Raw genomic sequence first — 14,176 nt, forward strand, 5'->3', positions numbered from 1 at the left:
GCTACTCGAAATTGACGCTGACCACGGGATCGCCGGGCAGGCCCAGATAGCTGACCTTGGCGCTTTGCCCCGGCTGCGGCACCAGCAGCGGTCCGAACGATCCGACGCTGACCCAGTCACCGGCCTTGAAGCTGACGCCGTTGTCGCGCAGCCACAGCACTGAATTCAGCGGATTTCCCAGAACCGCTGCCCCCGGCGCATGCGCCAATTCCTTGCCGCTGGCATCAGTGACCACCACCTGCATCGCGGCAAGCGCAGCCAGGAATTCCTCATCCCGCCGGACAGGGATCGCCTTGCCCAACACGCCCTGCCGCGCGCCGACATTGATCGCGGTAATTGTGGCGGGGGTCAGGGTCTTGGGATCGGCGACCACCAGATCGGGCAGCTCGATAAAGGGGTGGATCGCGGACAGATGCGCCAGAACCTCGGCGGGCGTCTTGGCCTGATTGATCGCGGCATCGGCGACGACAAGGATCAGGTCGGCCTCGAACCGGGGCAGGGCGGCGAATTTCGCGGGCAGGCTGGCCCCGTTGGACAGCATCATGTCCTTGTAAAGCACACCGCGCACCGGCCCGCTGGCCTTGAAGGCCTCCTGCGCGGGTTTGCTGGTCAGGCCGGCCTTATATCCGGCGGGCGCCCCCCATTCCTTGCCCAGCAGCGCCACCAGCTTGTCCTGCGCGCACAGTGCATCCGTCATGTCGATGACCGCAGGCGGGGCCGCCGGCGTCCGGGACAGGATGTCAGCGGCCAATGCGGCCATGGCGGCGTCGGAGGGACATTCGGCGGCGTCGGCCTGCGCGGCAAAGGTCAGGATCAGGGTTGCAATCAGGGCGGTGTCCGGCTTGCGCATCATGTTGCTTCCCTCACTGGGTGATGATGATCGGGACGTTCTCAAGCAGCCGGTCGAAGGCCGGAGTCCGGCCGCGTTCCAACCCGCCCGAACGGTTCAGGCCAAGGCCGATCATCCGCACGACCTCGGGCGAGCCGGCGAACTTGGAATGGCTTCCGGAACTGGAATCGTTGATCGTGGAGAGGTCGATCACCGTCACGCCCATCCCCTCCAACTCGGCCGTATTTGCCGCACCGACGCGCGGCACCCCGCCCGCAAGCCGGCGCGATGCCAGCAGGGCCCGATCATCGCGGGATACCAGCAGGAAGATCTTCGAGCGGATCTCGGGCGGCAATTGCCGGATCTGGGTGCGAAACAGGTCGATGTCGATATCGGGCGAGGCGAGGACGATGTTGTTGATGGCGGTCCGATGGCCCAGCGTCCCGGCCTTCTGGGCATCGACCAGCCCTTCCATGGTCAGGAGCGTTCCCATCGAATGAGCGAAGATGTCCACGCTGTCGACATCCGTCCTGTGCAGGAGCGACGAGATTTCCTTCAGCTTGCCGCGCGCGATCAGGGCGCTGTTCAGGTCATAGACATAGCGCACCGGATTGGCGGCCGAGGCCCATGTCATCAGCATCGGCACGCCCGGATAATTGGTGTCCTCGACGAATTGCGCCAGCCGCAGCGCGGCCTCGCTGAAATTGTTGTTGTAGCCATGCACGAATAGCATCATCCGGCGCGATCCGGCCGGTTGCCTGTCCAGTTCGCTGTCGATCGCCGAGATGAAGGATTGCTCGGAGCGATAGACCGTCGGCTCGATGACGGTGAACTCTGTGCGCGGGTCCGGGGGCAGCTTTTCCGGGCGCTCAAGCTCTCCGACCTTGTGGTTCGGCGGGACCGTCGCCACGACCGAGGCAAGCCCAAGCTCGGCCGCGCGCCCCGAGGAAAACAGCACCCCGGCCTCACCCGAATGGGTGCGGGTGGCGGCGACGAACATCTTGTGCTTGCGCAGCTCGGGCACCGCTGCGGTCGGGACGGCGGGGTTCACGACGCCGACGATCTCGGGTGCGCGGCCACAGGCGACGATCAGGAAAGCGGTGACAAAAGTGGCGATTCTCAAGGGCGTAATGCGCGAAGGGCTCATTCCGGGCTCTGCCTGCATGACTGCGTCAGGCAGAGCATGGCAATGCCGCACCGCTCCCGCAAGGGACTTGTTGCGGCTTGCAAATTCGGCGCGAGGCGTTGTGGTGTCGCGGTGACAATCGGGGCGTCGCGGGACAATTTGCCACGGTGGCTGAGGCAGCTTTGCCTTTGCCTGCGGTCACGCATCGCGCGTAACCTTGCGCCATAGAAATGCAGCACGAGGCGATCATGGCAGGCACGGCCGAGCGGATGAGAGACTATCGCGGCCCCGCAATCTTCAGCCACGGATTCCGATCTTTCTTTCTGCTTTCCGCAATCTGGGCGGCGGGGGCGATGATCCTGTGGATCTTGATGCTGACCGGGACCGAGCCTCTGGCCAGCGCCTTTGATCCCTTCAGCTGGCACGCGCATGAGTTCCTGTTCGGATATCTGGCGGCGGTCATCGGCGGCTTTGTCCTGACCGCCGTTCCGAACTGGACCGGTCGGCTGCCGGTCATGGGTTGGCCCTTGGTCGGGTTGGTCGGACTGTGGCTGGCCGGGCGGCTGGCCGTGGCCTGTTCATCCCATCTGCCGTGGCAGATGACCGCGCTGATCGACCTGTCGCTATACGTGGCGCTGGTGGGCTTCCTCTCGCGTGAGATCATCCGGGGCAAGAACTGGCGCAACCTGCCGGTGGTTGGGCTGATCGCGCTTTATGGCGTGGCCAACCTCATCTTCCATATCGAGGCTGCACGAGACGGCACCGCCTTCGAGGGGCTGGGCATGCGCCTTGGGCTGGGCACGACGTTGATGCTGATCGCGCTGATCGGCGGGCGAATCATTCCCAGCTTTACCCGCAACTGGCTGGCCTCCCGTGGCAGCGCCCAGCTGCCGCAACCTTTTGGCCGCGCGGATGCCATAGTCCTTGGCCTGACCGCACTGGTGCTGCTGGGCTTTGTCGGCTTTCCCGATGCCGCGGTGACGCGCTGGCTGATGCTGGTCGCGGGCGCGGCGCATCTGTGGCGGATGTCGCGCTGGTGCAGCGGTCAGATCCGGTCCGAGCCGCTGCTGTGGGTGCTGCATCTGGCCTATGCGCTTCTGGCGCTGGGTTTCGTGGCCGAAGGTGCGGCGGGCTTTGACCTGTTGCCGCTGCCCGCTGCGCGCCATGTCTGGCTGGCCGGAGCTATCGGGCTGATGACTTTGGGGGTGATGACCCGCGCCACTTTGGGCCATACCGGACGAGTGCTGCATGCGGGGCCTGCAACTGTCGCAATCTATCTGGCGCTGTTCGGATCGGTGGTGATGCGGCTGCTGGCAGGGATATTCGGCAACCCGACCGGGCTTTTGCACCTGTCGGGCGGGCTGTGGATTATGGCTTTTGCCGGATATGCGCTGGTCTATGGCCCGATGCTGCTGCAGCCGAGGCTGGCCAAGAAGCCCGTCTCGGGCGCCAAGACCTGATCGCGTCGCGCAATCAGGCGGCGGCGCGGGTGCAATGGGTCAGGCACCAGCCAAGAACGGCATCTTCCTCGGCGGGCAGGGCGGCAGCAAGGCCGCCCGCGAATTCCTCGAACGAGGGCAGGTTCAGGCCGTTGACGCCCAGCAGCACGGGTATGCCGCGTTCCAGCGCATCGGCGATGATCGGGGCAAGACCCCGGCCCTCGGCTTCTTGCTTGCCGTATTTGTTGACGATCAACAGGTCGGCACCGGGCAATGAGCGGGTGACGCCCAGCACGGCAGCCTCGAGTGCGCCGGCGTCAAGACGACAGCCGCGCGCCAGATCGCCGCGATCCTCGCTGATGCGCAGGATCGGGCCATCGGGCAGGACAAGGATGTCCATGTCGCAGCGCGCCCGGTCGGCGCGCTCGACATTGCTTTGCACCGTGCCGGACAGCCTGACCCCCTTGGACTGAAGGCGTTCGGCGATCACGGCCAGAAAACGGTCATTCGCGCCGCGACCGGGCAGGCTGACATAGGCAAGGTGCATGGCATTCCTCCTCAGGATTTCAGGTCGATCCCGTCGATCTCGGCCTTGCCGACCAGCCCGTCGACATAGGCGCGGCTTGCCCGCAACCATGCGGCCTTTTCATGGGCCTCGACAAGCTGGGGCATGACGGCCTCGAAGGGCAGGACCGCACCATCGGCGCGCGCATCAAGGCGGATCACATGGATGCCGTAGCGCGATTTGCAGATCGCGAACTCGCCCTCTTTCATCGAGGCCATCATGGCTTCGAATTCGGGGACGGTATCGCCCGAGGTCAACTGCCCCAGCACGCCTCCATTGGCTTTCGACGAGCAGGCGCTGTTCTGGACGGCAAGCTCGGCAAAGCGCCGGGGTTCGGCTTGCACGGTCTGGAGCAGCCCTTCGGCCGCCTGAAGCGCCATGGCACGGGCCACGGGGTCTTCGGGCGCGGCGGCCAGAAGGATATGGGCGGCCTCGAACAGGGACGGGGCGCGGAAGCGTTCGGGATGCGTGTCATAGATGGTGCGCAGCCGGGCTTCGTCGGCGGGTTCGGGCACGACCTCCTGATCCAGCACTTGCCGGATCAGGGCCTCTTCCTCGGTTTCCCATTGGCCGGGGGCGGTTTCGGTCGGGTCTGCCGCGATCCCGACCGTTTTCCCCCGCTGCAGAAGCAGTTCGCGGATGGCCAGGGCGCGGGCGGCAGATTTCCATGCGTGACCCGGCTTGCCCTTGGGGGCGGGGTGGTTCTGGGCCTCGTCCGCAATGCGGCCGGGGTCCAGGGTTACGCCATTCACCGTGACCGGAGGCAGGAGCGGTTTGACTTCCATTATGCTTTACTCCGCCGGGTTCCGTTTGGTGCGCACGATCTGGTAGCCGGGACGCCACAGGTAGCGCACCGGGGCCGAGATCATGTGGACCAGACGGGTGAAGGGGAACAGCAGGAAGATCGTCAGCCCAAGGAAGATGTGCAGCTTGAACAGGATGTTCACATCGGCCATGTGCTCGGCCGCGCCAGCTTTCAGATAGACGATGCTTTGCGCCCAGTTCATCAGCTTGGTCATTTCATGCCCGTCCAGATGCTGCATCGAGACGATGATGGTCAGCAGCCCAAGCACCAGTTGGACCAGCAGCAGGATCAGGATGCCGGTATCGGCGACGGTCGAATTGGCGCGGATGCGCGGATCGGTCAGCCGGCGATGCAGCAGGATCGCACCGCCCGCCAGCGCCATCAGACCGGCGATGCCGCCTGCGGTCATGGCCAGCACCTGTTTCGCCGAGTGGCTGACGCCAAGCGCGTCAAAGACCGCGATCGGGGTCAGAAGGCCGACGAAATGGCCCATCAGGATGAAAAGCACGCCGACATGGAACAGGACCGAGCCGATGACGAACTGTTTCTTACGCAGGATCTGGCTGGATTTCGACTTCCAGGTAAAGGGATCGCGCTCGTATCGGGCAATGGACCCCAGGATCATCACGGTGATGGCAATATAGGGGTAGATGCCGAAAAGCAGATTGTTCATCTGAACCTCCTGTTCATTCTGCCGGATGGGCCGCGCCGGCGCGCGGATCCATCTTGGCAAGGATGTCGCGGCTGACGGGGCAGCCGGCATTGGGATCGGGGCCGAAGGTCACCTGGGATTCCTCCCAGACGGCATCAAGCGCCGCCAGATCCTCGGGGTCCTCGTCGGGAACGTCGGCCAGCTCGGCAGGGATATCGCCATCGACCTCGGCCAGATGCACCAGCGTCGACATGACTGCCGCATAGGACGAGCCGCGTTTCATCAGCCGGTCGGCCAGTGCCGCGATGATATGCCCGGCATCGGCCAGCATGCTGCGCGCCTCATCCAGCGGCAGGGTCGAGACATATTCCAGAACCACCGGCAGATGGTCGGGAAGCTCGCTTCCAGCCAGATCGAAGCCGCCCGCGCGGTAGGTTTCCAGCAGGTCGACCATGGCGCCGCCACGGTCGCGGCTCTCGCCATGGACATGCTCGAACAGGTTCAGCGACAAGGTGCGCGAGCGGTCGAACAGCAGGACATAGCGTTCCTGCAGGTCGTAAAGGTCGCCCGTTTCCAGTTCATGCAGCAAGGGTGCCAGATCGCGGTGACGCTGGGGGCCAAGCAGGCCCTCATCGTGCAGGAGCTGCTTGATGTCGGGGATCGCGGCGATCAGCTCGGCCGAAGGATAGCTGAGCAGCGCGGAAAGTGCCTTGAAGGTTTTCATGGTTGAATGAACTCCTGCGGGCTGCGGAACTTCTTGCCACCGAACAGCGAGCCCTTGTTGCTACCCGACGAGCAGCCGTTGCCGTCGGTGAAGCCGCAGCCGCCGCGCAGGTCATAGGCATCCTCGACCAGCTCGCGATGCGTCGTCGGGATGACGAAGCGATCCTCGTAATTGGCGATGGCCAGCAGCTGATACATCTCGTCGATTTGCAGCGGCGTCATGCCGACGCGCTTGGCAACGCCCAGATTGACCACGCCGTCGATGGATTTCGACCGCATGTAGCTGCGCATGGCCAGCATCCGTTCCAGCGCCAGCGCCACCGGGGCCTCGTCGCCCGCGGTCAGCATATTGGCAAGGTAACGCAGCGGGATGCGCAGGCTTTTCACATCCGGCATGTCGTCCTGAGCCGAGATCTTGCCAGCTTCGGCGGCGTTCTGGATCGGCGACAGCGGCGGCACATACCAGACCATCGGCAGGGTGCGATATTCCGGGTGCAGCGGGAAGGCGATCTTCCATTCCATCGCCAGCTTCCAGATCGGCGAGTTCTGCGCGCCGCGGATCCAGTCCTCGGGGACGCCCTCGGCACGAGCGGCCGCGATCACCTCGGGGTCGTTCGGGTCAAGGAAGACGCCCAGTTGCGCGTCGTACAGATCCTGCTCGCTTTCGGTCGCTGCCGCTTCCGAGATCTTGTCGGCGTCATACAGCATCACGCCCAGATAGCGGATGCGGCCGACGCAGGTTTCCGAGCAGACCGTGGGCTGGCCGGATTCCAGACGCGGATAGCAGAACACGCATTTCTCGGATTTGCCGGTCGACCAGTTGTAATAGATCTTCTTGTAGGGGCAGCCCGAGACGCACATCCGCCAGCCGCGGCACTTCTCTTGGTCGATCAGGACGACGCCGTCATCCTCGCGCTTGTAGATCGCGCCCGAGGGGCAGGATGCGACACAGGCCGGGTTAAGGCAGTGTTCGCACAGGCGCGGCAGATACATCATGAAGGTGTTTTCGTATTCACCGTAGATTTCTTTCTGCACGCCCTCGAAGTTGTAGTCCTTGGAGCGCTTCTCGAATTCGCCGCCCAGGATTTCCTCCCAGTTCGGACCCCATTCGATCTTTTCCATCCGCTCGCCCGAGATCAGCGAACGCGGACGCGCGGTCGGGAAGGCCTGCGATTCCGGCGCGGATTTCAGATGGTCGTAGTCGAAGGTGAACGGCTCATAAAAGTCGTCGATCTCGGGCAGATCCGGGTTGGCAAAGATATTCGCCAGGATCCGCCACTTGCCGCCCTGTTTGGGGCGCAGGTGGCCAGCCTTGGTCCGGGTCCAGCCGCCATTCCAGCGCTTCTGGTTTTCCCAGTCCTTGGGATAACCGATGCCGGGCTTGGTTTCGACGTTGTTGAACCATGCATATTCAACGCCCTCGCGCGAGGTCCAGACGTTCTTGCAGGTGACCGAGCAAGTGTGACACCCGATACATTTATCGAGGTTCAGCACCATGCCGATTTGCGCACGTACTTTCATTCCGCTGCCTCCGGAGCTTGGGTTGCGGTCTCGTTCAGCGGACCTTCCAGCCAGTCCACCTTGTTCATCTTGCGCACGATGACGAATTCGTCGCGGTTCGAACCAACCGTGCCGTAGTAGTTGAAGCCGTAGGACAGCTGCGCATAGCCGCCGATCATGTGAGTTGGCTTCAGCACGACCCGGGTGACCGAGTTGTGGATGCCGCCGCGCAGATTGGTGATCTGGCTGCCGGGCGTGTTCACGATTTTTTCCTGAGCGTGATACATGAAGGCCGTGCCTTCCTTCATCCGCTGGCTGACCACCGCGCGGGCGGTGATGACGCCGTTGGTATTGAAGACCTCGATCCAGTCATTGTCGACCAGCCCGGCTTTCCGCGCGTCCACTTCCGAAATCCACACCACCGGGCCGCCACGGTTCAGCGTCAGCATGTGCAGGTTGTCGGAATAGGTCGAGTGGATGCCCCATTTCTGGTGCGGGGTGATGAAGTTCAGCGTCACGTGCTTTTCGCTGGAACCCAGCGATTTGCGCGCCTGCGCCCCCACGGTCTTCAGGTCCACCGGCGGACGCCATGTCACGAAGCCCTCGCCAAAGGCGCGCATCCATTCATGGTCCTGATAGATCGACTGACGGCCGGTCAGGGTGCGCCACGGGATCAGCTCATGGACGTTGGTCCAGCCGGCGTTGTAGCAGACCTCCTCGCTTTCGATGCCCGACCAGGTCGGGCTGGAGATGATCTTGCGCGGCTGGGCGGCGATGTCGCGGAAGCGGATCTTTTCGTCTTCCTTGACCTCGGCCAGATGCTTGTGGCTGATGCCGGTGAAGTTGCTTAGCGCGTCCCAAGCCTTGACGGCGACTTCGCCGTTGGTTTCCGGGGCCAGCATCAGCACGACCTCGGCGGCGTCGATCGCAGTCTCGATCTTGGCCATGCCTTTGGTCACGCCTTCGTCGGTGACGGTGCCGTTCAGCGCCTTCAGGTGATGCACCTCGGTCTTGGTGTCCCAGCTGATGCCCTTGCCGCCATTGCCGATCTTTTCAAGCAGCGGACCGACAGCGGTGAAGCGCTTGTAAAGGTTCGGATAATCGCGCGTCACCTCGATATAGTCGGGCGCGGTTTCGCCGGGGATCAGGTCACAGCCATCCTGTTTCCAATCGCGCACGAAGGGCTGGGCGATCTCGCTGGCCGTATCGTGTTGCAGCGGATGCTGGATGATGTCGGTTTCCTCGCCCAGCACCTCGGGGGCCACTTCCGAGAATTTCTTGGCGATCGACTTGAAGATTTCCCAATCCGACTTCGACTCATACGCCGGGTCAACCGCCGCCTGCAGCGGGTGGATGAACGGGTGCATGTCCGAAGTGTTCATGTCGTCCTTTTCGTACCAGGACGCGGTCGGCAGAACGATGTCGGAATAGACGGCAGTGGTCGACATCCGGAAGTCCAGCGTGACCAGCAGGTCCAGCTTTCCTTCGGGGGCGTCGTCATGCCATGCGGCCTCGATCGGTTTCTGACGGCCTTCCTCACCCAGATCCTTGCCCAGCACGCCGTGATCGGTGCCCAGCAGGTGCTTGAGGAAGTATTCATGCCCCTTGCCCGAGGAACCCAGCAGGTTTGAACGCCAGACGAACAGGTTGCGCGGCCAGTTTTCCGGCGCGTCCGGATCTTCGCAGGACATCTGCAATTCGCCCGATTTCAGGCGTTCCGCGACATAGTCCTTGACCGGGATGCCAGCCTTTTTCGCGGCGCGACCAACCTCCAGCGGGTTCTGTTTCAGCTGCGGGGCCGAAGGCAGCCAGCCCATCCGCTCGGCGCGGATGTTGTAGTCGATCAGGCTGAGCTTGTCCCAATCGCCTTTCGGCGCGGTGGGCGAGAGCAGTTCGGTCGAGCTGACGGTTTCATAGCGCCATTGGTCGGTATGGGCATACCATGCGCTGGTCGCGTTCATGTGGCGCGGCGGGCGCTGCCAGTCCAAGGCAAAGGCCAAAGCCGTCCAGCCGGTCTGCGGGCGCAGTTTTTCCTGACCCACATAGTGCGACCAGCCGCCGCCGGACTGACCGATGCAGCCGCACATGATCAGCATATTGATCGCGGCGCGATAGTTCATGTCCATGTGGAACCAATGGTTCATTGCCGCGCCGATGATGATCATCGAACGGCCATTGGTCTTTTCGGCATTGTTGGCGAATTCGCGGGCGACCTGAATGATCTTGTCGCGACGCACGCCGGTGATGCGCTCGGCCCAAGCGGGGGTGAAGGGCACATCGGCGTCATAGTCATTGGCGACATGCTCGCCGCCCAGACCGCGATCAAGGCTGTAATTGGCGCACATCAGGTCGAAGACCGTGGCGACCAGCGCCTCGGAGCCATCGGCCAAGGTCAGTTTCTTGACCGGTACATTGCGGGTCAGCACATCGCCGCGGCTATCGACCTCGAACCCGTTCGAGGCCATGGCCCCGAAGAAGGGAAAATCGACGGCGGCGACATCGTCATGATCCTCGTCAAGAACCAGGCTCATCTTCAGGCGGACATCGGCATCGCCCGCCTTTTCCTCAAGGTTCCAACTGCCCTTTTCATCAGCCCAGCGGAAGCCGACCGAGCCGTTTGGCACGACCAGTTCATCGGCATTCTCGTCGATGGCGACCGTTTTCCATTCGGCATTGGCCTTTTGGCCCAGCCCGTCCGCCAGATCCGAGGCGCGCAGCTGCCGACCCGGAACCAGACGACCTTCCTGCTGATCAAGACGGACCAGCATGGGCATGTCGCTGTAGCGGCGGCAGTAGTCCTCGAAATAGGGCACCTGACGGTTCAGGTGGAACTCGCGCAGGATGACGTGGCCAAAGGCCATGCCAAGCGCCGCGTCGGTGCCTTGCTTCACGTTCAGCCAGATGTCGCCGAATTTCGCGGCCTCGGAATAGTCCGGGCAGATGACGGCGGATTTGGTGCCCTTGTAGCGGGCCTCGGTGTAGAAGTGCGCGTCGGGCGTCCGGGTCTGCGGCACGTTCGAGCCCCACAGCATCAGGTAGCCCGCATTGTACCAGTCGGCCGATTCCGGCACGTCGGTCTGTTCGCCCCAGACCTGCGGCGAGGCCGGCGGAAGGTCGCAATACCAGTCATAGAAGGACATGCAGGTGCCGCCCAGCAGCGACAGGTAGCGCGTGCCCGCGGCATAGGAAATCATCGACATGGCCGGGATCGGCGAGAAGCCAAAGACCCGGTCGGGGCCGTATTTCTTGGCGGTATAGGCATTGGCGGCAGCGACCATCTCGGTCACTTCGTCCCAGTTGGCACGCACGAAGCCGCCCTTGCCGCGGATGCGGGTGTAGCTTTCGCGGGCGGCGGGATCGGTCTGGATCGCCTCCCATGCGGCGACCGGGGTCAGGGTGGCGCGTTTCTCGCGCCATAGTTTCATCAGGCGTCCGCGGATCAGCGGGTTCTTCACGCGGTTGGCGCTATACAGGTACCAGCTGTAGCTGGCGCCACGGGCGCAGCCGCGCGGCTCGTGGTTGGGCAGGTCGGGCCGGGTGCGGGGATAGTCGGTCTGCTGGGTTTCCCAGGTCACGATCCCCGATTTCACATAGATCTTCCACGAACAGGACCCGGTGCAGTTCACACCATGGGTCGAGCGGACGATCTTGTCGTGCCGCCAGCGCGAACGATAGGTATCCTCCCAATCGCGGTTTTCAGTCGTGGTCTGCCCATGGCCTTCCGAAAAAGTGTCCTTGCGGTTGCTTTTCAGGAAGTTCAGGCGGTCCAGAAGATGGCTCATGTCGCTTTCTCCTTTGAATTTCAGGCGGTTTTCGGCGCGGAAAGCGGCGCACGACCGCGTTCGATGTCATGCAGCAGACCACCGGGGCGGGTGTAGAACACCCAGGTGACGATCAGGCACAGCACGTAGAAGCCCATAAAGGCCCACAGCGCGCCGACGGCGGAACCCGTCATGCTGATCGAGCTGCCATAGGCTTTCGGGATGAAGAACCCGCCATAGGCCCCGATCGCGCTGGTAAAGGCGATGATGGCGGCGGATTCGCGGTCGGACTGGCGACGGCGCTCATCCGCGTCCAGACCGGGTTCGAGGCGGGGGATTTCCTTGCCCATGATCACGGGGATCATCTGGTTGGTCGAGGCATTGCCGACGCCGGTGAAGAAGAACAGCAGCATGAAGCCCGCAAAGAAGCCCCAGAAGGACAGCCCTTTCAGCGAGAAGATCACCACAAGGACACTAAGGATCATGCCGATAAACACCCAGAAGGTGACGCGCCCGCCGCCGACACGGTCGGACAGCCAGCCCGTGCCCGCGCGGCTCAGCGCACCGACCAGCGGGCCAAGGAACACGAATTGCAGCGCGTTGACCTCGGGGAAGGACAGTTTCGACAGCAGCGGAAAGCCCGCCGAGAAGCCGATGAAGCTGCCGAAGGTGCCGACATAAAGCACGCACATCAGCCAGTTGTGCTTGCGGGTAAAGATCACCGCCTGCTCGCGGAAGCTGGATTTGGCGTCGGCGATGTCATTCATGCCAAGCCATGCGGCGATGGTCGCCATGACGATGAAGGGAACCCAGACAAAGCCCGCATTCTGCATCCACAGCTTGCCGCCGTCCGTCAGTTCCTGCGGAGCGCCACCCAGCGCGCCAAAGACGCCTGCGGTGATGACCATCGGCACCAGGAACTGCATGACCGAGACGCCAAGGTTGCCTAGGCCAGCATTCAGCGCCAGCGCATTGCCCTTTTCCGCCTTGGGAAAGAAGAAGCTGATATTGGCCATGGACGAAGCGAAGTTGCCGCCGCCCAGCCCGCACAGCAGCGCCAGCACCACAAAGATGATGTAGGGGGTTTGCGGGTTCTGCACCGCATAGCCGATGCCCATGGCCGGGATCAGCAGCGAGGCGGTCGACAGCGTGGTCCACAGGCGACCACCAAAGATCGGCACCATGAAGCTGTAGAAGATGCGCAATGTCGCGCCCGACAGGGCGGGCAGTGCCGCCAGCCAGAACAGCTGGTCCTGACTGAAGTTGAAGCCGATCGAGGGCAGGCGCGCGATCACCACCGACCAGACCATCCAGATCGCAAAGGCCAGCAGCAAAGCCGGGATCGAGATCCACAGGTTGCGGCGGGCGACCTTGCGGCCCTTTTCGGCCCAGAAGGTCGGGTCTTCGGGATGCCAGTCGTCCAGCAGGCGCGGCATGACGGTTTGGTCGGGGTCGTGGACCTCGGCCAGTTCGGGGAAGCTTGGCAGACGGCCAAGGGCGGTGCCCTGCGCCTGCTGCTCCATCCGGCGGATCGACATGTGCATCCATGCGGCCGAAACGATCACGACCAGAAGCAGCAGCGCGAAGCACGAGGTATAGATGCCGGTCAGGTCCAGCAGCAAGCCAAAGACGATGGGCAGGATGAAGCCGCCAAGACCGCCGATCATGCCCACAAGCCCGCCGACAGCGCCGACATGGTTGGGGTAATAGACCGGGATATGTTTGAAGACGGCCGCCTTGCCGAGGCTCATGAAGAAGCCAAGCGCGAACAGCGTGGCCACGAAGGGCACCAGATCCATATCGGTCGAGAACGCGATCGGGCCGTTCTTGCCCTGAATGACGTAATCGGTCGGCGGATAGGCCAGCATGAACAGCAGGATCGCCGAAAATCCGAACACCCAATACATCACCGAACGCGCGCCGAAACGGTCCGACAGCATGCCACCATAGGCGCGGAAGACGCTGGCCGACAGGCTGAAGGCCGCGGCGCAAAGGCCGGCGACGCGCAGGTCGACGCCATAGACCTCGGTCAGGTAATGTGGCAGCCAAAGGGCCAGCGCGACAAAACCGCCGAAGACAAAGAAGTAATACAGGGCGAAGCGCCAGACCTGCAGTTTTTTCAGGGGCGCGAATTGCTCGGCCAGCGTGGGGGATTTGATGCCCTGCTGCTTGCGAGCGATGAAATCGGGATCGTCACGCGCGATCAGGAAAAAGGCCACGCCCATGATGATCATGGCGGCGGCCCAGATATGGGCGACGGCCTCCCAGCCCCAGGCGACCATGACGAAGGGTGCAAGGAACTTGGTCACCGCGGCGCCGACATTGCCCATGCCGAAGAAGCCAAGCGCAGTCCCCTGACGCGAGGCCGGGAACCATTTCGACACATAGGCCACGCCGATGATGAACGATCCACCGGCAAGCCCGATCCCCAATGCGGCCAGCAGGAAGGTCGGATAGCTGTCAGCCCAGGTCAGGACCCAGGTCGCAAGCCCGGTCAGGATCATTTGCAGCGAAAAAACCAACCGACCGCCGAAGCGTTCTGTCCAGACGCCCAGGATCAACCGGGTCAGCGATCCACTAAGGATCGGGGTCGCGATCAGCAGACCATACTGGAATTCGGACAGGCCCAGCTGATCCTTGATCGCAAGGCCAATGATGGAAAAAATCGTCCATACGGCGAAACAAAGCGTGAAGGCGAAGGTGCTAAGCCACAGCGCCTTTTTCTGTTCAGTCGCGGACGCCACTATGTTTGGTGACACGTTGGCTGCTCCAATTG

At 63.0% G+C, this 14,176-nt stretch carries 10 protein-coding genes; 1 reads left to right on the forward strand and 9 read right to left on the reverse strand.

Annotated features, from left to right (window positions below):
* Position 1: 1 nt before the first annotated feature.
* Positions 2 to 853, reverse strand: a complete 852-nt coding sequence (locus tag GL300_RS14955; RefSeq protein WP_155040458.1) for a 2-keto-4-pentenoate hydratase — start codon at positions 851 to 853, stop codon at positions 2 to 4.
* Between the two features lie 10 nt (positions 854 to 863).
* The gene (locus tag GL300_RS14960) at positions 864 to 1,976 is read right to left on the reverse strand and encodes an alpha/beta hydrolase (RefSeq protein WP_155040459.1); all 1,113 of its coding nucleotides are present in this window, start codon (positions 1,974 to 1,976) and stop codon (positions 864 to 866) included.
* Between the two features lie 227 nt (positions 1,977 to 2,203).
* On the opposite strand from GL300_RS14960, the gene GL300_RS14965 reads away from it, so the two are divergent.
* Positions 2,204 to 3,415 carry an NnrS family protein gene (locus GL300_RS14965; protein ID WP_155040460.1) on the forward strand — a complete coding sequence of 404 codons (1,212 nt, stop codon included), beginning with the start codon at positions 2,204 to 2,206 and terminating at the stop codon, positions 3,413 to 3,415.
* Between the two features lie 13 nt (positions 3,416 to 3,428).
* On the opposite strand, the gene GL300_RS14970 is transcribed toward GL300_RS14965, so the two are convergent.
* The 7 genes from GL300_RS14970 to GL300_RS15000 are packed head-to-tail and all read right to left on the reverse strand — an operon-like array spanning position 3,429 to position 14,159.
* Positions 3,429 to 3,941 (reverse strand): DUF2478 domain-containing protein, encoded by a 513-nt coding sequence (locus GL300_RS14970; RefSeq protein WP_155040461.1) that lies wholly within the window; start codon positions 3,939 to 3,941, stop codon positions 3,429 to 3,431.
* Between the two features lie 11 nt (positions 3,942 to 3,952).
* Positions 3,953 to 4,744 (reverse strand): peptidylprolyl isomerase, encoded by a 792-nt coding sequence (locus tag GL300_RS14975; protein ID WP_155040462.1) that lies wholly within the window; start codon positions 4,742 to 4,744, stop codon positions 3,953 to 3,955.
* A 6-nt stretch (positions 4,745 to 4,750) separates the two neighbouring features.
* Positions 4,751 to 5,437, reverse strand: coding sequence for a respiratory nitrate reductase subunit gamma (gene narI, locus GL300_RS14980; RefSeq protein ID WP_155040463.1), 687 nt, complete (start codon positions 5,435 to 5,437; stop codon positions 4,751 to 4,753).
* A gap of 13 nt (positions 5,438 to 5,450) precedes the next feature.
* Positions 5,451 to 6,140, reverse strand: coding sequence for a nitrate reductase molybdenum cofactor assembly chaperone (gene narJ / locus GL300_RS14985; RefSeq protein ID WP_155040464.1), 690 nt, complete (start codon positions 6,138 to 6,140; stop codon positions 5,451 to 5,453).
* Entirely contained in the window at positions 6,137 to 7,660 is a 1,524-nt protein-coding gene (gene narH / locus GL300_RS14990; protein ID WP_155040465.1) for a nitrate reductase subunit beta, read from the reverse strand. Before narH ends, narJ begins: the two co-directional genes overlap by 4 nt.
* Complete coding sequence (locus tag GL300_RS14995; RefSeq protein ID WP_155040466.1) at positions 7,657 to 11,421, reverse strand: nitrate reductase subunit alpha; 3,765 nt, start codon at positions 11,419 to 11,421, stop codon at positions 7,657 to 7,659. The genes narH and GL300_RS14995 overlap by 4 nt, the downstream gene beginning before the upstream one ends.
* Before the next feature lie 20 nt (positions 11,422 to 11,441).
* A complete protein-coding gene (locus GL300_RS15000) occupies positions 11,442 to 14,159 on the reverse strand; it encodes a nitrate/nitrite transporter (protein ID WP_343043059.1) in 2,718 nt (905 codons plus the stop codon).
* Positions 14,160 to 14,176: the final 17 nt, after the last annotated feature.

Origin of the sequence: Paracoccus litorisediminis, assembly GCF_009711205.1 — a bacterium.
GTDB lineage: Bacteria > Pseudomonadota > Alphaproteobacteria > Rhodobacterales > Rhodobacteraceae > Paracoccus > Paracoccus litorisediminis.

What these genes read in the sequence shown, in the direction of transcription:
- GL300_RS14955 (WP_155040458.1), bottom strand. Translation starts at nt 853, where the DNA reads ATGATGCGCAAGCCGGACACCGCCCTGATTGCAACCCTGATCCTGACC.
- narH (WP_155040465.1), bottom strand. Translation starts at nt 7,660, where the DNA reads ATGAAAGTACGTGCGCAAATCGGCATGGTGCTGAACCTCGATAAATGT.
- narI (WP_155040463.1), bottom strand. Translation starts at nt 5,437, where the DNA reads ATGAACAATCTGCTTTTCGGCATCTACCCCTATATTGCCATCACCGTG.
- GL300_RS14970 (WP_155040461.1), bottom strand. Translation starts at nt 3,941, where the DNA reads ATGCACCTTGCCTATGTCAGCCTGCCCGGTCGCGGCGCGAATGACCGT.
- narJ (WP_155040464.1), bottom strand. Translation starts at nt 6,140, where the DNA reads ATGAAAACCTTCAAGGCACTTTCCGCGCTGCTCAGCTATCCTTCGGCC.
- GL300_RS14995 (WP_155040466.1), bottom strand. Translation starts at nt 11,421, where the DNA reads ATGAGCCATCTTCTGGACCGCCTGAACTTCCTGAAAAGCAACCGCAAG.
- GL300_RS14960 (WP_155040459.1), bottom strand. Translation starts at nt 1,976, where the DNA reads ATGAGCCCTTCGCGCATTACGCCCTTGAGAATCGCCACTTTTGTCACC.
- GL300_RS14975 (WP_155040462.1), bottom strand. Translation starts at nt 4,744, where the DNA reads ATGGAAGTCAAACCGCTCCTGCCTCCGGTCACGGTGAATGGCGTAACC.
- GL300_RS14965 (WP_155040460.1), top strand. Translation starts at nt 2,204, where the DNA reads ATGGCAGGCACGGCCGAGCGGATGAGAGACTATCGCGGCCCCGCAATC.